Origin of the sequence: Pseudomonas sp. Leaf127 (assembly GCF_001423155.1) — a bacterium.
In the GTDB taxonomy this organism is placed as follows: domain Bacteria; phylum Pseudomonadota; class Gammaproteobacteria; order Pseudomonadales; family Pseudomonadaceae; genus Aquipseudomonas; species Aquipseudomonas ovata.
Map to the genome: position 1 here is coordinate 84,602 of NZ_LMOA01000021.1, position 15,793 is coordinate 100,394.

15 protein-coding genes are annotated in these 15,793 nt (G+C 61.1%); 4 read left to right on the top strand and 11 right to left on the bottom strand.

Features of this window, described 5'->3' with window-relative positions; genetic code table 11:
* Positions 1-65: 65 nt before the first annotated feature.
* Entirely contained in the window at positions 66-587 is a 522-nt protein-coding gene (gloA, locus tag ASF84_RS13695; RefSeq protein WP_056839225.1) for a lactoylglutathione lyase, read from the bottom strand.
* A gap of 165 nt (positions 588-752) precedes the next feature.
* Here gloA and ASF84_RS13700 point away from each other — a divergent pair, with 165 nt between their 5' ends.
* Positions 753-1,310 (top strand): DUF4946 domain-containing protein, encoded by a 558-nt coding sequence (locus ASF84_RS13700; RefSeq protein WP_056839227.1) that lies wholly within the window; start codon positions 753-755, stop codon positions 1,308-1,310.
* 569 nt (positions 1,311-1,879) lie between these two features.
* On the opposite strand, the gene ASF84_RS13705 is transcribed toward ASF84_RS13700, so the two are convergent.
* The 6 genes from ASF84_RS13705 to ASF84_RS13730 all read right to left on the bottom strand — a co-directional run bounded on the left by ASF84_RS13705 (position 1,880) and on the right by ASF84_RS13730 (position 10,171).
* Positions 1,880-2,245, bottom strand: coding sequence for a histone-like nucleoid-structuring protein, MvaT/MvaU family (locus ASF84_RS13705; protein WP_056839228.1), 366 nt, complete (start codon positions 2,243-2,245; stop codon positions 1,880-1,882).
* A gap of 343 nt (positions 2,246-2,588) precedes the next feature.
* The gene (locus ASF84_RS13710) at positions 2,589-3,674 is read right to left on the bottom strand and encodes a tetratricopeptide repeat protein (RefSeq protein ID WP_056839231.1); all 1,086 of its coding nucleotides are present in this window, start codon (positions 3,672-3,674) and stop codon (positions 2,589-2,591) included.
* Positions 3,675-3,932: 258 nt separating this feature from the next.
* A complete protein-coding gene (locus tag ASF84_RS13715) occupies positions 3,933-5,345 on the bottom strand; it encodes an efflux transporter outer membrane subunit (protein WP_056839233.1) in 1,413 nt (470 codons plus the stop codon).
* Complete coding sequence (locus ASF84_RS13720; protein WP_056839235.1) at positions 5,345-8,536, bottom strand: efflux RND transporter permease subunit; 3,192 nt, start codon at positions 8,534-8,536, stop codon at positions 5,345-5,347. Before ASF84_RS13720 ends, ASF84_RS13715 begins: the two co-directional genes overlap by 1 nt.
* A 12-nt stretch (positions 8,537-8,548) precedes the next feature.
* Positions 8,549-9,790 carry a multidrug efflux RND transporter periplasmic adaptor subunit MexE gene (gene mexE, locus ASF84_RS13725; RefSeq protein ID WP_056839237.1) on the bottom strand — a complete coding sequence of 414 codons (1,242 nt, stop codon included), beginning with the start codon at positions 9,788-9,790 and terminating at the stop codon, positions 8,549-8,551.
* 153 nt (positions 9,791-9,943) lie between these two features.
* Positions 9,944-10,171 carry a hypothetical protein gene (locus ASF84_RS13730; protein WP_056839239.1) on the bottom strand — a complete coding sequence of 76 codons (228 nt, stop codon included), beginning with the start codon at positions 10,169-10,171 and terminating at the stop codon, positions 9,944-9,946.
* Positions 10,172-10,302: 131 nt separating this feature from the next.
* Here ASF84_RS13730 and ASF84_RS13735 point away from each other — a divergent pair, with 131 nt between their 5' ends.
* The gene (locus ASF84_RS13735) at positions 10,303-11,220 is read left to right on the top strand and encodes a LysR family transcriptional regulator (RefSeq protein ID WP_056839241.1); all 918 of its coding nucleotides are present in this window, start codon (positions 10,303-10,305) and stop codon (positions 11,218-11,220) included.
* Here ASF84_RS13735 and ASF84_RS13740 read toward each other — a convergent pair.
* Both ASF84_RS13740 and ASF84_RS13745 read right to left on the bottom strand, forming a co-directional pair.
* Positions 11,211-11,654 (bottom strand): GlcG/HbpS family heme-binding protein, encoded by a 444-nt coding sequence (locus ASF84_RS13740; RefSeq protein ID WP_056839243.1) that lies wholly within the window; start codon positions 11,652-11,654, stop codon positions 11,211-11,213. The two genes, ASF84_RS13735 and ASF84_RS13740, sit on opposite strands and share 10 nt — an antisense overlap.
* Before the next feature lie 2 nt (positions 11,655-11,656).
* The gene (locus ASF84_RS13745; protein WP_056839245.1) at positions 11,657-13,000 is read right to left on the bottom strand and encodes a metal-dependent hydrolase family protein; all 1,344 of its coding nucleotides are present in this window, start codon (positions 12,998-13,000) and stop codon (positions 11,657-11,659) included.
* Positions 13,001-13,241: 241 nt separating this feature from the next.
* Here ASF84_RS13745 and ASF84_RS28495 point away from each other — a divergent pair, with 241 nt between their 5' ends.
* Both ASF84_RS28495 and ASF84_RS13755 read left to right on the top strand, forming a co-directional pair.
* The gene (locus ASF84_RS28495; RefSeq protein ID WP_082481570.1) at positions 13,242-13,562 is read left to right on the top strand and encodes a transcriptional regulator; all 321 of its coding nucleotides are present in this window, start codon (positions 13,242-13,244) and stop codon (positions 13,560-13,562) included.
* On the top strand, positions 13,549-13,860 hold the full coding sequence (locus ASF84_RS13755; protein ID WP_056839250.1) for a helix-turn-helix domain-containing protein: 312 nt from the start codon (positions 13,549-13,551) through the stop codon (positions 13,858-13,860). Before ASF84_RS28495 ends, ASF84_RS13755 begins: the two co-directional genes overlap by 14 nt.
* A 91-nt stretch (positions 13,861-13,951) precedes the next feature.
* Here ASF84_RS13755 and ASF84_RS29720 read toward each other — a convergent pair whose 3' ends face one another.
* Complete coding sequence (locus ASF84_RS29720) at positions 13,952-15,622, bottom strand: ABC transporter permease subunit (protein WP_082481572.1); 1,671 nt, start codon at positions 15,620-15,622, stop codon at positions 13,952-13,954.
* Entirely contained in the window at positions 15,619-15,753 is a 135-nt protein-coding gene (locus ASF84_RS29920; RefSeq protein WP_269084917.1) for a hypothetical protein, read from the bottom strand. Before ASF84_RS29920 ends, ASF84_RS29720 begins: the two co-directional genes overlap by 4 nt.
* Positions 15,754-15,793 lie beyond the last annotated feature (40 nt).

The following is a 15,793-nucleotide window of genomic DNA, read 5'->3' on the forward strand; positions in this document are numbered from 1 at the left end:
AATCCAGGCGCGCCATAAAAAAGCCCCATGAGCGATCATGGGGCTTTTTTGTGCTCGCCAGGCTGTTACAGCGGCGCAGGCTGGATGATTTCGACCCAGTAGCCATCCGGGTCCTTGATAAAGGCCAGGCTATTCATGCGCCCGTCAGCCAGACGTTTCTGAAACGTCACGCCCAGTTGTTCGAAACGCTCGCAGGCCTTTACCACGTCAGGCACCGACACGCAGATATGGCCGAAGCCGCGCGGATCACTGTTGCCATCGTGATAGGAAAATTGCGCGTCCTTCTCGGTGCCGTGGTTATGCGTCAACTCCAGTACACCCGGGATCGACTTCATCCACTGGTGACGGGCGGCGTCATCGGCCGGGATCTGCGTCTTGTCGACCAGCGCCAGAAAGTACAGACTGAACTCCGCTTGCGCAAAGTCACGCTTGTCCACCAGGCTGAAGCCCAGCACGCGGGTATAGAAGTCCAGCGAGGCGGTGATGTCCTTGACCCGCAGCATGGTGTGGTTGAACACAAAACCCTGGGTGGCCGCTTCAGGCGCGGCAGTCACGCCAGGGAAGGTGTCGAGGTCGTGCAGGCTCATGGAGGTCTCCGGCTTGAGGGGGGTACAAAAAGGTAAATGATACGGGGCAGGGAGGGGCGATGCCAAACCGATACCTGCGCCAGGGTTAATATTGAGGGCATGCCCCTTGCTCCGGTTCCCTAACGGCCTCAGACTTTTCCGCTCCTCTCGCCGTAAGGGCTCGTCATGCTTTTCACTGTTTACCGATCCTCACTGGTCGGCTTCGCGCTTGGGCTGTCGGCCCTGGTGGGGAGTGCCCAGGCTGCGGATGCCATGATTCTCTGGCCGGCCGGCTGGGAAGTGGAGTCGCTGCCAGCCACATCTGAAAGCAGTGGCAAGCCATCGATCCAGCTCAGGCAGCGGGCGGTCAAGAAAGACTCGACCGGTGAGCCGAGCATGATCATGGAATTGACCCAGACACGCCTGACCGAAGGCCATGAAGTCAACGTTCAGGGGGTACTGCTGGAAATGCGCAAGGCCATTCAGGTCAACTTTGCCCGCAGCGGTCTGCAAAGTGCCTGTACCCATGCGCGTGAAGTGAAGCTTGGCGGCGTACCGGCGATGGAGAGCACCTGCACCATCACCCAGAACGGCGTGCATGTCATGACCCAGACCCTGGTCGCGGCGGCCACGGCGCAACAGGCCTGGTCGTTATCTTATGCCGGCTCGGCCCAGGCGTTCGAGGCCAGCAAGCCAGAGGTGATGAGCATTCGCGACAGCCTGCGGTTGGGCGAGGCGCCTTGAGGTTTTCTGCAGGCAAAATAAAGCCCGCGTGAGCGGGCATGGGGCGCTAGTCCTTTAGCAGCCTTCATCTTGAAAGATGGCATGTGAAAAAAGCGTGAATGTTTTGAGCCTTTCGATCATTCAGCACCCTTCTGTAGCCGGTCACAGGGAAATGGCCTACACACAAGACATAAGCGTCTGATTGCCTGTTCCATGAATGTGTGTCCCCCCCCCCCTTAAGGGCGCCTCTAAAAACCACAGGTATTGGCAGCACTGTATTAACGCAGGCCCCGCCGTGATTCCGGTCCTTTCTCGTCTAGTGTCTCGGCACCCCGTCCCTTAAGGCTTTTATACGTTTAAAAGTGCCGAACATTTATTGACGCCATTATTCTAACGGCCGTCGTTTATATGACATGCTTCACTTTTTTTATATAGCGTCGCCTGCCGGGATGCGCAGGAAAATATCTTCACAGGCTGACCTTGCCTCAATACGGCGCGCGCTGCACCGACGGCGAGCACAAGTTTGTCTATTAATAGGACTGTCATAAAAAAGCCCTGCAGGGCAGGGCTTTTCAAAGTGCCAGGTGCAGTCAGGTGCGCACCCAAGTGTCGACAGTGTCGACGCCATATTGCTCTTTCCAGGCTTTCAGGCCCCGATGATTACCGCCTTTGGTTTCGATCAGTTCCTGTGTGTGCGGGTTCTGATAGACCTTGACCACACGGGCGCGGCGACGCTTGGGGCCAGCCGGTGCTGCGATCAGGGTCGTGGCGCTGCCTGGATCAAGGATCGAGATGACGTCGCGCAGGCTTTTGCCATAGCTGCCCATCAGGTCCTTGAGCTGTTGTTCGAATTCAATTTCTTTCTGCAACCCAGTGTCTTTCTTCAAGGTTTCCAGCTGTGCAAGCTGTTCCTGGAGAGCTTTTTCTGCGGCGCGAAACTCGGCAAGTCTGGACAAAACATATACTCCGACAGTCTATTGGCCGTGACCGGCCAAACAAAGTGATAAGACAAAAATCTTTGACCCGATTCGCTTATTCGAGGCCTGGCCTGAGGCCGGACCCATGATAAAAACTAACCGTTCCATCGATCACCCCCCCGCTCACCGGGCGGTAATAAATCAGTGGCCCGTGAATAATGCCCTTTTTTCTTCGGTTAGAAAATAGTCTTGTGCAACGGTCGAATTCAACAGGCACTTCAAAATGCACAGTCGGGTGTTATCCGCCGCGCAGGTTGTAAGTTATTTCTGAAAGTTTGAGGGGCATTGTCGCCCCCTCGGCACCTGTAACTTTGCAGGGTTTCTACAGTCCCTGTTGCAGGGCAGGATCGTCCGGGTTCTGCTGCTCGAGTTCGGCCAGCAGAACCTGAACATGTTGTAACTGGCCGCTTTCACGGGCGTACTGGATCAACAATACCCGCGCCTGCCGATGGGCCGGCTGGGCTTGCAGAATATGCGTCAGTTGCTGCTGCGCCGCTTCCATTTGCTCCAGCGCATGCAGGGCCACCGCCAGGTCGTAACGATAGGCTGTGTTCTCTGGCGCCAGTTCCGACGCCTTGGCCAGGCTGAGCAGGGCATATTCGGTCTGCTCGTGCTCAAGCAGCCATTGACCCAACGCATGTTGCAGCACTGGCGAATCCGGATGACGCTCCAGCAGTCGGGCAAATGCCTGGCGAGCCTGTTCCTGGTGTCCGGTTTCATCCATCAGCGCCAGCCGCGCCAAGGCAGCGTCAAGATTGTCCGGCGCCAGGTTGACGGCTTCCTCAAGAGCGCCCAGGGCCTGGATCTTGCGACCGGTCTGCTCGTACAGGCTGGCCAGTTGCAGGCGATTCTCGGCAGTAGGCATTTGCTGTTGCAGGCTTTGCTGGAACGTCTCGGCGCTGTGTTGCATGGCCGCGAAATAAAGCCCTAACTCGTCGGGTGATAGCTGGGTCAATGCCAGGGTGGCGTCGAAGCGCACGCTTGTATCGGGGTCGCTGAGTAATGGGCCCAGCAGCACGCTGCGATGGCTGCGCGGTAAAAGATCGAGGGTTGCCTTGATGGCAGCCTGGCGTACAGCAGGTGAATCGTTGCCAAGATGGGCATCGAGCAGTTTGAGGGCTTGCGGGCTGGGGTAGTTGTGCAGTTCGGCCAGCAGATTGATACGCTGTTCGTCCTGCAGGTCACTGCGTGCCAGTTGCTGGTACAGCATCCTGGCCGCGCCAGGCTTGCCATCATGCGCCTGGTCAAGCGCTTGTTGATAGGTATGACTGAGCTTGACCGGGACGGTGCTGACCGGTGTATGGCGCCAGGCCAGGAATGCCACGAGCAACGCGCACGCCAGCGAAGCGCTCAGTAGCACGCGACGCCAGCGGCGCAGATGAGGCTGAAGAGTTGAGTCCTTGGGCATACCGATATCCACTCTTTGAGACACGCAGCTTCAAAGAGACGAGCGCGGCTGTCAAATCCGTAGGAGCGCGCTCTGCCCGCGACCGAGTGCGTTAGCAGTCGTAAATTTTCAGCGTTTCCGAGATTTTTCGGTCATTCGCTGTAGATTTTCAGCGTTTCCGCAATTTTGCGAGCGCTACGCACTCGGTCGCGGGCAAGCGCGCTCCTACAGGGGGTAAATCCAATGGCCAATAAAATCAATGATTTTTGAAGGTCAGGCTTACGCCTGCGGCTGCCAGCCGCCGCCCAGCGCCTTGTAGATGGCCACGATGCCCTGATACAGCTCGATCTGGGCCTGCGCCTGGGCGTCTTCGGCGGCCAGGCGTTCGCGCTCGGCGTCGAGCAGCACCAGAAAATCCGCCGTGCCTTCACGGTACTGCACCGAGGCCAGGCGGGCTGCCTCCCGGCTGGCATCGCTCTGGCGCAGCAGCGAAAGCAGACGCTGTTGACGTTTTCCATAGTCGCTGAAAGCGTTTTCGGACTCTTCCAGCGCCAGCAGCACCTGTTGTTCGTAACCGGCCAGGGCGCCTTCGGCGTCGGCGTCGGCGCTGCGAATCTGCGCCCGCACACTGCCCAGGTCGAAAGCCGCCCAGGTGATGCTCGGGCCCAGACTCCAGGCCTTGGCGGCCGAAGCGCCTATTTGCGAGCCCCGGCCGGCCGTGAAACCGAGAAAGCCACTGAGGCTGACACGGGGAAACAGATCGGCCGTGGCCACGCCAATACGTGCGGTGGCCGCGGCCAGTTGCCGCTCGGCGGCGCGGACATCAGGACGCTGGCGCAGCACCTGCGTGGGATCACCCACTGCCAGGGTCTTGGTGATCGCCGGCAGCTCGCCCGGGCTCAGGTCGACGCTCAGGGCGTTCGGGCGCTCACCCAGCAGGGTGGCGATCCGGTTACGCTGTCGCACCTGCTCGGCCTGCAATTGCGGCAGGCTGGCTTCAACCGCGGCCAGACGCGCATCGGCACGCACCACATCGAGCTCATTGCCGACCCCGGCGTCGCGCAACTGACCGGTGACATTGCGCGAATCCTGCTGGTTTTTCAGGTTGTCGCGGGCAATGGCTTCGCGCAGTTGCGCGCCGCGCAACTTGCCATAGGCATCCACCACGTCGGCAATCAAGGTGACCTGCAGTTGATACAGGTTGGCCTCGGCCACCTGTTGATCGGCATCACTGGCTTCCAGTTGACGCTGGATGCGACCGAACAGGTCCACTTCCCAGGCCATGTCCAGGCCCAGGTCATAGCGCTCGGTGTTGACTCGTTGCTCAGTCTGGCCGGGCACCTGGCCCTTGCCGATGTCACTGCTGGCCCGGCTGGTAATCACCGGCATACGGTCATTGGCCACGTCATCACGAATCGCCCGGGCGGCCTTGAGGCGGGCAAACGCCACCCGCAGGTCACGGTTGCCGGCCAGCGACTGGTTGACCAGCTTGTCCAGCGTCGGGTCCTGGAACTGCTGCCACCAGTTGGCGGCGCTGCGGCTGCGATCGTAGGCGGCTTTTTCAGTGCCGGCCTGCTCGCTGGCCAGAATCTGCGCGGCGGCGGTGTCAGGGGCCTTGTAGTCAGGGCCGACGGCACAGGCCGCCAGCGCCAGCACCAACAGGCTCGGGACGAAGAGTTTTACCGCGCTCATCAGTGTGCCTCCACAGGCAGGTTCGGTTGTTGCGCACGACGGGCCGCCTTGCGTGCCTCGCGGCGTTCGACAAAGTTACGGATCAAGACATAGAACACCGGCGTCAGCAGCAGACCGAAGAAGGTCACCCCCAACATGCCGGAGAATACCGCCACACCCATGGCGTGACGCATTTCGGCACCGGCGCCGCTCGACAGCACCAGGGGCACCACGCCCATGATGAAGGCGAACGAGGTCATCAGGATCGGCCGCAGACGCAGGCGGCACGCTTCGAGCACCGCATCCAGCGGGCTCAGTCCCTCGGCTTGCTTGTCCTTGGCAAACTCGACGATCAGGATCGCGTTCTTGCACGCCAGGCCTACCAGCACGATCAGGCCGATCTGGGTAAAGATATTGTTGTCACTGCCCGCAATGATCACCCCGGCAATGGCCGACAACAGGGTCATCGGTACAATCAGGATCACCGCCAGCGGCAGGCTCCAGCTTTCGTACTGCGCCGCCAACACCAGGAAGGCCAGCAACACGCACAGCGGGAACACGAACAGCGCGGTATTGCCCGACAGGATCTGCTGGTAGGTCAGGTCGGTCCACTCGAAGGTCATGCCGTTGGGCAATTCGCTGTTGAGCAGTTTCTCGATGGCCGCTTCCGCCTGGCCCGAGCTGTAGCCGGGCGCTGCTGCACCGTTGATCTCGGCGGTGATAAAGCCGTTGTAGTGCATTACACGGTCGGGACCTGCGGTGTCGGTGACCTTGACGAAGGTGGCCAGCGGGATCATTTCACCCAGGTTGTTGCGCACTTTCAGCTGGCCGATCTGGTCAGCGTCCTGGCGGAACTGCTGCTCGGACTGCACGTTGACCTGATAGGTGCGGCCAAAACGGTTGAAGTCGTTGGCGTACAGCGAGCCCAGGTAGACCTGCAAGGTATCGAAGATGTCGCTGATCGCCACGCCGTGGGTCTTGGCTTTCTCCCGGTCGATGGCCGCGTCGACTTGCGGCACGTTCACGGTGTAGCTGGTGAACAGCCCGGCCAGTTCCGGCACGCTGCGGCTCTTGGTGATGATGTTCTGGGTTTCCTGGTACAGCGCGTCATAGCCCAGGTTGCCACGGTCCTGAATCTGCAGGCGGAAACCACCAATGGTACCCAGGCCTTGTACCGGCGGCGGCGGGAAGATCGCCATGTAGGCTTCCTGGATCGACGCATACTGGCCGTTCAGGGCGCCCGCAATGGCATTGGCCGACTGGCTGGGATCCTTGCGCTGGTCAAACGGCTTGAGTGCCACGAACACCACGCCGTTGTTGGGGCTGTTGGTAAAGCCGTTGATCGACAGGCCCGGGAAGGCGATGGCGTTCTCGACGCCGGGTTGCTTGAGGGCAATCTCCGACATGCGCTTGATCACGTCTTCTGTGCGATCCAGGCTCGCCGCATCCGGCAACTGGGCAAAAGCCACCAGGTATTGCTTGTCCTGGCTGGGCACAAAGCCGGTCGGGGTGCTGGCAAAGCCCATCCAGGTCAGGACCATGAGACCGGCATACACCACCAGCGCAATGCCGCTGCTGCGAATGACCCGCGCCACGGTGCCGACATAGCCACGACTGGCCTTGTCGAAGAAGCGGTTGAACGGACGGAACAACCAGCCACCGAGCAAGCGGTCGAGAAACCTGGAGACACGGTCTTTCGGTGCATCGTGGCCCTTGAGCAGCACAGCGGCCAGCGCCGGCGACAGGGTCAGCGAGTTGAATGCCGAGATCACGGTGGAAATGGCAATGGTCAGCGCAAACTGTTTATAGAACTGCCCGGTAAGCCCGGAAATGAACGCCGCCGGGATAAACACCGCACACAGCACCAGGGCGGTGGCGATGATGGGGCCGGTCACTTCGCCCATGGCCTTGTGGGTGGCCGCGTAAGGGTCCAGGCCCAGCTCGATGTTACGCTCGACGTTCTCCACCACCACGATGGCGTCGTCGACCACGATGCCGATGGCCAGTACCAGGCCGAACAGCGACAGCGCGTTGAGCGAAAAGCCGAACATGTGCATCACGGCAAACGTACCGATCAGCGACACCGGCACGGCCACCAGCGGGATGATCGAGGCGCGCCAGGTCTGCAGGAACAGGATCACCACCAGCACGACCAGAATCAGCGCTTCGAACAGCGTATGGATCACCGCCTCGATGGAGCCGCGCACGAAGATGGTCGGGTCATAGACGATTTCGTAGTCCATGCCTTGGGGGAAGCCTTTCTTCAGCTCGGCCATGCGCGCACGTACATCGTTGGAGATGTCGATGGCATTGGAGCCCGGACGCTGGAAGATCGGAATGGCCACGGCCGGCTTGTTGTTGAGCAACGAGCGCAGTGCATACTGGCTGGAGCCCAGTTCGATACGGGCCACATCCTTCAGGCGGGTGATTTCGCCGTCGGCGCCGGCGCGTACCACGATGTTCTCGAACTCTTCTTCACTGACCAGGCGACCCTGGGTGTTGATCGACATCTGGAAGCTGGTGGCACTGGGCGAGGGCGGGGCGCCCAACTGGCCGGCGGCGACCTGGCGGTTCTGCTCGCGAATGGCATTGACCACATCGGTGGCGGTCAGGTTGCGCGAGGCGGTCTTGTTGGGATCCAGCCAGACCCGCAGCGAGTAGTCGCCCATGCCGAACAGCTGCACATCGCCCACACCGCCCAGGCGCGCCAGCTCATCCTTGATATTGAGCACCGCGTAGTTGGACAGGTAGAGCATGTCGTAGCGGTTATCCGGCGAGGTCAAGTGCACGACCATGGTCAGGTCGGGCGAAGCCTTGTCGACGGTGATGCCGATACGCGTCACTTCCTCAGGCAGCTTGGGCTCGGTTCGCGTCACGCGGTTCTGCACCTGCACCTGGGCGTTGTCCAGGTCAGTGCCCAGCGCAAAGGTGATGGTCAGGGCCAGCTTGCCGTCGGCCGTGGCCTGGGACGACATGTACAGCATGCCCTCGACGCCAGTGATGGCCTGTTCCAGCGGCGAGGCTACGGTTTCACCGATGACCTTGGGGTTGGCACCCGGGAAGTTGGCACGTACCACCACGGTGGGTGGCACGACTTCAGGGTATTCACTGATCGGCAACTGAAACAGCGAGATGGAGCCGGCAATCAGCACCAGCAAGGACAACACCGCGGCGAAAATGGGCCGGGATATGAAAAAGGTCGAGAAATTCATTGGATGTGTCCCTTAACCGCGCGGCGCAGTGGCGCCGGCGAGTCTGGCGGTGGCCTTGTTGTTGATTTGCGGGGCGTTGCTGGCTTCGAGCGCCTGGCGTTGCTGACGCAGGGCGGCCAGGGTCTGCTCGCTGGCCATCGGCGTCACCTCGGGCTCGACGGGCTGGCCGGGGCGTACACGTTGCAGGCCCTTGACCACAATGGTGTCGTCCTTGGCCAGGCCGCTGCGCACGATGCGCAAACCTTCAAGCTTGGGCCCCAGCTCGACCGGGCGGTAGGTCGGCTTGTTGTCCTTGTCCATGACCAGCACGAATTTCTTGCCAAGGTCGGTGCCTACCGCCTCGTCCTGGATCAGCACTGCCGTATAGGTCGCGCTGCCGACCAGCTTCAGGCGGGCATACAGGCCCGGGGTAAAACGACCATCGCTGTTATCGAACACCGCACGGCCACGGATGGTGCCGGTGCGCGGGTTGACCTGATTGTCGACAAAGTTCATCTGCCCCAGGTGCGGGTTATCGGCTTCGTTGGACAGGCCCAGGTACACCGGAGTGGCCTGGCCCCGCTGGCCCTGGCGTGCCAGTTCGTTGTATTTGAGGAAGACGCGCTCGTCGGCGTCGAAGTAGGCGTAGACCTTGTCGGTGGACACCACACTGGTCAGTGCGGTGACGTCGGCCGTAACGATGTTGCCGGTGGTGATCTCGGCGCGGCTGACCCGGCCTGTGATCGGGGCAGTGACGCGGGTGAAGCTCAGGTTCAGGCGGGCCAGGTCCAGTTGCGCCTGGATGGCGGCCACACCGGCCTTGGCTTCCTGTGCCGAGGTACTGCGTGAATCGGCCAGTTCGGCGGAGATGGCGTTATTGGCGCGCAGGCGGTCACCACGCTGGGCTTCGTTCTCGCTGCGGTTGGCAACGGCTCGCGCTTGTTGCAGCTGTGCTTCCAGGCGGCGGACTTCAGCCTGGAACGGCCGCGGGTCGATCTGGAACAAAAGGTCGCCTTTCTTGACCAGCGCGCCATCGGTAAACGCCACCTGATCGATCTGCCCGGAGACGCGTGGCCGCACTTCGACGGTTTCCGGTGCTTCAAGGCGCCCGGTGAACTCGTCCCATTCATTGATTGGCTGTTCCAGCACCTTGGCCACGGTGACCTTGGGGGCCGACGGCGCAAGGGTGGCTTGCGGCGCCTGGCCGCAGGCGCTGATCACCACCAGGGCCAGGGCAGTGAGGGGGTAGCGCAAATGATGAAGAGACCGAGCCATGGGAAATCCGCCAGAAAGGGTTGTAGATGGGCGGATTCTGTTGCGCGAGGGAACTATTAACGAATCGAATGAAGCAAAGGTTAATATCGATCTGAATGATGTAAGACAGCGTCGCGGTTGAAGCCGCTCCTGCAGCGCCAACCGCGAAATGAATCAGCGCCCGTCGGCGACGTGACGCTCGACCTCGTCGACCTTGCGTTGCAGTTCTTCGGCTTCCTGCTCCTTGGTCCTGATCGAGGTGGGGGTAATGACTTCATCCACGGCCTGGGTCTTGTCGCTGTGGTCTTCAAGATCACGGCGGACCACATCAACAGGGTTGCCTTGTGCATCGGTGGCCCGGCCGGCAGTGTCGTCGCGTTCGTAAGTGCTGTTGTCGCTCATGGGACTTCCTCCTGTGCATGTAAGGTTTCGAGATCGTAGCGCACCAGGAGTTCGGGTTTTTTTACCGCCAGGTGAACGGGCGGTAAACCCCGGCGTAGAATCCGCTCCACCCGTCATCAACAGGCAATTGCATGCGCTACCGTCGTCTTGATCTGAACCTGCTGGTCGCGCTGGATGCGTTACTGGCCGAGTGCAATGTCAGCCGTGCCGCGCAGCGCCTCAATCTGGGCCAATCGGCGACCAGTGCGGCGTTGGCACGCTTGCGTGAACATTTTCAGGATCCGCTGCTGATTGCCGTTGGCCGTAACCTGGAGCCTACGGCCCTGGCGCGCCAACTGGCACCCAAGGTGCAGGACATGCTGGCCCTGGCCGGTGAGCTGCTGGACACCGCGGTGCTGTTCGACCCGGCACAGTGTGAGCGTCGCTTCACCGTGGTGGCTTCCGATTATGTGGCGGCCACCTTGCTGCCACGGGTGAGTCGCGAACTGGCGCAGGTTGCGCCTGGCATTACCCTGATGGTGCGTGATTTTCCCTTGCCACGCGACGGTGATGTAGTGGCCGAAGCCCTGGAGTATCGGCGCAGCGACCTGGTGGTCGTGCCACAGCAGCGCCTCAACCCGCGTTACCCACAAGCGCCGCTGTTGCGTGATGAGCTGTGCTGCATCGTGTGTGCCGGGCAGTCAGCCTGGGCAGCGGACCTGAGCCTGGCTGACTACTGCGCCGCCGAGCATGTCGTGCGCGAGTTCGCTGACGGCCAGAACCTCTCGCTTGATGCTCAATACCTGCGCGACATTGGCCTGGAGCGTCGGGTGGCAGTTACAGTGCAAAGCTTTTCGTTGATGGCTGACTACGTGGTCGGCACGGCCCGTATCGCTACGCTGTTTCGTCGTCAGGCCCAGGCCCTGGCACAACGTTATCCGCTGCAGCTGCTGCCTGCCCCCATCGCGTTTCCCGCCGCCGAGCAATTCGTGCAGTGGCACCCCCAGCAGGATCAGGACCCGGCCCTGGCCTGGTTGCGCCAGCAACTGCTTGCCCAGGTTCAGGCCTGAGGATCACCCGTATCGCCGTAAAGACCCAGCTCGTCAATGGCCAGCAGGGCGCACTGCTCATCGTTGTCCGAGGTGTCGCCGCTGACACCGATCGCGCCCAGCACCTCGCCCTCGGCAGTGCGCAGCAGCACGCCGCCGGCCACCGGGATCACTTCACCGCCGGTCAGGCTGTTGATGGCATCGAAGAATCCCGGCATGGCGTGCGCCCGTCGCGCCAGCTCGCGTCCGCCAAAGCCCAGGCCCAGGCAGCCCTTGGCCTTGCCTGTGGCAATGGACGGACGCAGAAAGCTGGCCTGCTCGTCGCGCAATACCGCCAGAGGATGACCAGCGGCGTCCAGCACCGCAGCCGCCAGAGGGCGCAGGCCCAGGTGCCGCGCATGTTGCAAGGTAGCGGACGCCAGTTGCAGCGCCATTTCGACTGTCAATGCACGCATCTTCACAAGCCCCCTCTGCCCAGTTGCGCGACCCGGTCGCGGGTGTACAGGTCGGTCCATTTCAGGCTGTTGAAGTCCGAGACCTGCTTGGGGTTGTAGGCGGTGCGCGTCAGCGTGACCGGCACGCCGGCCTTGTACACCGCGTGCAGGCGCTGACGGTCCTGCAATAAGCGGATGTCGTCCAGCGGTGAGCCATCGAGCACCAGCAGGTCTGCCTGTTTGCCGGGCACCAGCGTGCCGAGGGTCTCGCCACGCGGCATCAGCCGCGCACCGACGTTGGTGGCGGCATACAGCGCTTCGGCGGGGGTAAAACCCAGGCGGGTCACCAGCAATTCCAGCTCTTTGGCATGCCATTCGCCGTAAGGCGTTACGGCAAAGCCGCTGTCGCTGCCACAGGCAAACGGAATGCCGGCCGCTTTGGCGCGCTTGAGCACCGGCGTGCCCAGTTCCAGCGTGCGTGCACAATAACCGGCGTAGCCGGTGGTAACCGCCGGATCATGGGGCTGGCAGAAATCCACGGTGTTTTGTGGAAAGGTCATGGTCGGCGCCAGCACGCTGCCGGCCTGCAACAGCGCCTCGATGCAGGCGTCATCCATGTAGAACGCATGAAACACCAGGTCGACACCGGCCCTGGCGGCATACATCACCGCTTCCCGGCCATAGGCATGGGTGGCGACCCGACAGCCCAGGCGGTGGATCTCGTCGACCATCTCGCGGGTTTCATCCAGGGTAAAGGCGGCGATGATCTCGCCATTGGGGCGCCTGTGAGTGCCGTCCATGGCGATCTTGATCAGGTCGACACCGTCCTTGGCCTGCCTGCGAATCTCGGCAATGGCCTCGGTGCGGCTGGTGACCAGCGCCGCGGTGAAGAACTCCGGCGCACCGACCCGGCTGGGGAACCAGTCATTGAGGCTTTGCCGGTTGGTGATCACCCGGCTGCTGGCTGCGATGCGCGGGCCTTCAAATAGCCCGGCGTTCACCGTGTTGCGCACGGCGATGCTCAACTGGCCGCTGTCGCCGGGGCAGATCATCGACGTCACGCCGGCCGCCAGCACATGCTGGGCGAAGAACATGCCGCGCAGGGCGCGAAATTCGTCGCTGGTCCACAGGTCGATGTCTTCTTCGCTCTGGGCATTGCCAAAGGCCAGGTGCGTGTGTACATCCACCAGGCCTGGCATGACGAAATCTGCGCGCATCTCGCGGTCGCCAGGCTGCGGCTGTGGCGCCTGGGCGCTAGGCCCCACATGACGGATCAGGCCATTTTCGATGATCAGGGTCTGGTTGTGGCGGGCCAGCAGGTCAGTGCTGTCGAACAGGGTAGAGCAGTGCAGGTGCAACGCGCCCATGGGTCAATCTCCTCGTTTTGTTATGAGCGAGGAGGCTGATCGATACCGAGCCGCGGGACCAACAGTTCCTGTCGATGGGCAAGTATCGATGCGCTCGATGGTGGCAAGGCAACCTTTACCCCGGCTTCGGTCATGTCGCTTTTGCGTCACAGCATGGCCGACTCGCCACGCTCAAAAAGGACAGATGACCGTAAGAACAAGGGGTTGTTGTAAATACGTCAGAGACGTATGATTCCCGCCCATGCTTACCATTATTGAATCACCTTTGTTCAGCAAGCTTTGGTCAGACTATTGGACCGAAGAAGAACGAGGTCTCTTTATGTCTTTTCTGGCAAACAATCCAGAGGCGGGTGCTGTCATTCCTGGATCTGATGGTTGCCGAAAAATACGCTGGAATACGGATGGTCGTGGCAAAAGCGGCGCAGTGAGGGTGATCTACACCGCACAGCTTGCCAGCGGTGCCCTGGTTGCGCTGCTCATTTATGGTAAAGGCGCGACCGATAACATACCCGCACACATTCTGCGCAAAATCGCAAAGGAGCTGAATCATGGTCCTGACTGAAAAAGAGCTGTTTGAGCGTGATGCCAAACGTGACATTGGCGAAGAATTATTGGCTTCTATCAGGGAAGTCAAAGCCGGGCGCTACGGTAGTGTGCATAAAGTACAGCTGACCGAGGCGGCCGAAGCTCGCGGCAAGACCGGCCTGTCGCAACCGAAATTTGCAGAGCTGCTCGGGGTGTCTGTCAGGACCCTGCAGGAGTGGGAACAGGGCCGACGCACACCTTCGGGCGCTGCACGGTCGTTGTTGCACATTGCCGCACTGCGCCCGGATGTGTTCCGGGATGTGTTGATGGCTTAGTGGTATCACCGCTCTGGCGCAGGCAAAGGCGCAGAACAGGCTCAGGACATTGAAATCGGTGACCGCGATCAACAATGGCAAGCCTGTGGGGTTATCGCCTGGGTGCGCGGCCTATCAACATCAGTGAAAACGTCATGAGAAAGAGCGCAACCATGGGCAGTGCGAGGCTCAAGGGGGCGGCGGCGTAGTACCGCAGAAGCTCGGTAATCATGAGGCCAGGCTCGGCAGCCGGAGCGCTGACGCCCAGGCCCAGAAAGCCCAGTGTCGCCAACAGCATGATCGTTAACGCCGCCCCGAATGTGGAGAGGGTCATGAGCATCGCAGACAACTCAGGCCATACATGCCGGCGTAGCACGTAGAGCAGCCCCAAGCCCTTCAGACGGCTTTCAGCCACGGCCGGCAACGCCAGTACGGTACGGCAGAGCGCGCGGGTCATGCAGAAGTATTCAGTCCATAACACCAGGGCGATAGCGCCATACACTGTCAGCAAGGCGCCCGGCATGATCGCGACGATGAGCAGTATCAACAGTAACCTGGGCAGCACGAGCAACATGTCAGCCAACAGCCCCAGGCATTTGTCGATGACACCGCCTTTACAGGCGGCCAGGATGCCCAACAGGATTCCCGGCACTGCAGCTGTGATGACGGTGACCAGAGCGAACCCCAGCGCCAGCCGCACAGCGGCTGATAGCCGTGCCAGCATGTCGCGCCCAAGGCTGTCTGTGCCCAGGGGATGTGCCTGCACGGGGCCTGACAGGATCATCGCAAAATCCTGATCCGCGATACCCACTTCCCAGATGAAAGGGACCAGCACGGCAAACACAACCAGGCCTGCGAGGATAGAGCGTCCGACGATGCGGGACAGCGCACGCATGGCTGGAGGTTTGCTCTGGACAGCGATTTGAGGGTTCATGATGGGCTCCGGCAAGAATCGATGGCTTGCCAGGTCACCCAGGAACTTGAGCATCACGAACATCAGTCCGATCGCCAAAGCGGTCCCCTGTATCATGGGCACATCGCGCTGGACGATGGCATGCACCAGTTCCCGGCCGATGCCGGGCCAGGAAAAAAGCATCTCGACGACAATCACGCCCTCGATCAGAGACACCCATTGCACACCGAGACCGCTCACCAACGGCGCCACGATAGTGCGCAGGCCCTGCTGCCTGAGTGCGCCAAAGGCACTGAGCCCTGCACGTCGTTCGGATGCGTAGTGGGGTGAGGAAACGATTGCGCGGGTGGCGTCGCGTGCGACCGGTGCAGATACGGCCGCCAGGCCTAGCGCAAGGGTGACCGTTGGAAGGACCGAGTGAGCCACTGTGCCGTACCCGCCAGGTGGCAATACACCCAGTGCCACGGCGAAGATCATTAGAAGAATGATCCCAAGGACGAAGTGCGCAATGGCGCGTGTCGCTGTGCTCAAGAACAGGAGTGTGCGATCCACCAATGCCCCCGGGCGCAAGCCCGCCATAATCCCCAAGGCAGGCCCGATGAGCAGGGAAATCAGCATCGCGCCGATGGCCAGGGTGATTGAATGGCCCAAGCCTTGAGCGACGCTGTCCGCTACGGATTCTCCGGAAATCATCGATACGCCTGGATCAAAGATCATCAGCGTCATCCAGCGGAAAAAAAGCCCAGGCAGCGACTCGTCAGGGGACACGTTGGCACCGCGCTGGAGGATGACTGACAAAAACGTCAGTGCGCCAACCAGTAATGCAACCATCACGGCGTGCAACAGGCGAACGCTCAACAAGCGAATCATTGCGTGCACTCCTCAGCCAGGGCAGGTTGCGGATTGAAAGGGGCATACACCTTGCGGCCAAGGGCGAGTGCCGACGCCCCTGTCGTCATGGCTGACGGCGCGTGCACCAGTGAAATGGTCTTGATGAGCATTGAATGTCCATGGCTTGAAAATATAAAAAGTCTGTTCGGG

Bases quoted from the DNA above. Each gene is read 5' to 3' on its own strand.
- ASF84_RS13735 (WP_056839241.1), top strand. From the start codon at position 10,303: ATGCGCTACCGTCGTCTTGATCTGAACCTGCTGGTCGCGCTGGATGCG.
- mexE (WP_056839237.1), bottom strand. From the start codon at position 9,790: ATGGCTCGGTCTCTTCATCATTTGCGCTACCCCCTCACTGCCCTGGCC.
- ASF84_RS13710 (WP_056839231.1), bottom strand. From the start codon at position 3,674: ATGCCCAAGGACTCAACTCTTCAGCCTCATCTGCGCCGCTGGCGTCGC.
- ASF84_RS13755 (WP_056839250.1), top strand. From the start codon at position 13,549: ATGGTCCTGACTGAAAAAGAGCTGTTTGAGCGTGATGCCAAACGTGAC.
- ASF84_RS13720 (WP_056839235.1), bottom strand. From the start codon at position 8,536: ATGAATTTCTCGACCTTTTTCATATCCCGGCCCATTTTCGCCGCGGTG.
- ASF84_RS29920 (WP_269084917.1), bottom strand. From the start codon at position 15,753: ATGCTCATCAAGACCATTTCACTGGTGCACGCGCCGTCAGCCATGACG.
- ASF84_RS13700 (WP_056839227.1), top strand. From the start codon at position 753: ATGCTTTTCACTGTTTACCGATCCTCACTGGTCGGCTTCGCGCTTGGG.
- gloA (WP_056839225.1), bottom strand. From the start codon at position 587: ATGAGCCTGCACGACCTCGACACCTTCCCTGGCGTGACTGCCGCGCCT.
- ASF84_RS13740 (WP_056839243.1), bottom strand. From the start codon at position 11,654: ATGCGTGCATTGACAGTCGAAATGGCGCTGCAACTGGCGTCCGCTACC.
- ASF84_RS28495 (WP_082481570.1), top strand. From the start codon at position 13,242: ATGCTTACCATTATTGAATCACCTTTGTTCAGCAAGCTTTGGTCAGAC.
- ASF84_RS13745 (WP_056839245.1), bottom strand. From the start codon at position 13,000: ATGGGCGCGTTGCACCTGCACTGCTCTACCCTGTTCGACAGCACTGAC.
- ASF84_RS13715 (WP_056839233.1), bottom strand. From the start codon at position 5,345: ATGAGCGCGGTAAAACTCTTCGTCCCGAGCCTGTTGGTGCTGGCGCTG.
- ASF84_RS29720 (WP_082481572.1), bottom strand. From the start codon at position 15,622: ATGATTCGCTTGTTGAGCGTTCGCCTGTTGCACGCCGTGATGGTTGCA.
- ASF84_RS13730 (WP_056839239.1), bottom strand. From the start codon at position 10,171: ATGAGCGACAACAGCACTTACGAACGCGACGACACTGCCGGCCGGGCC.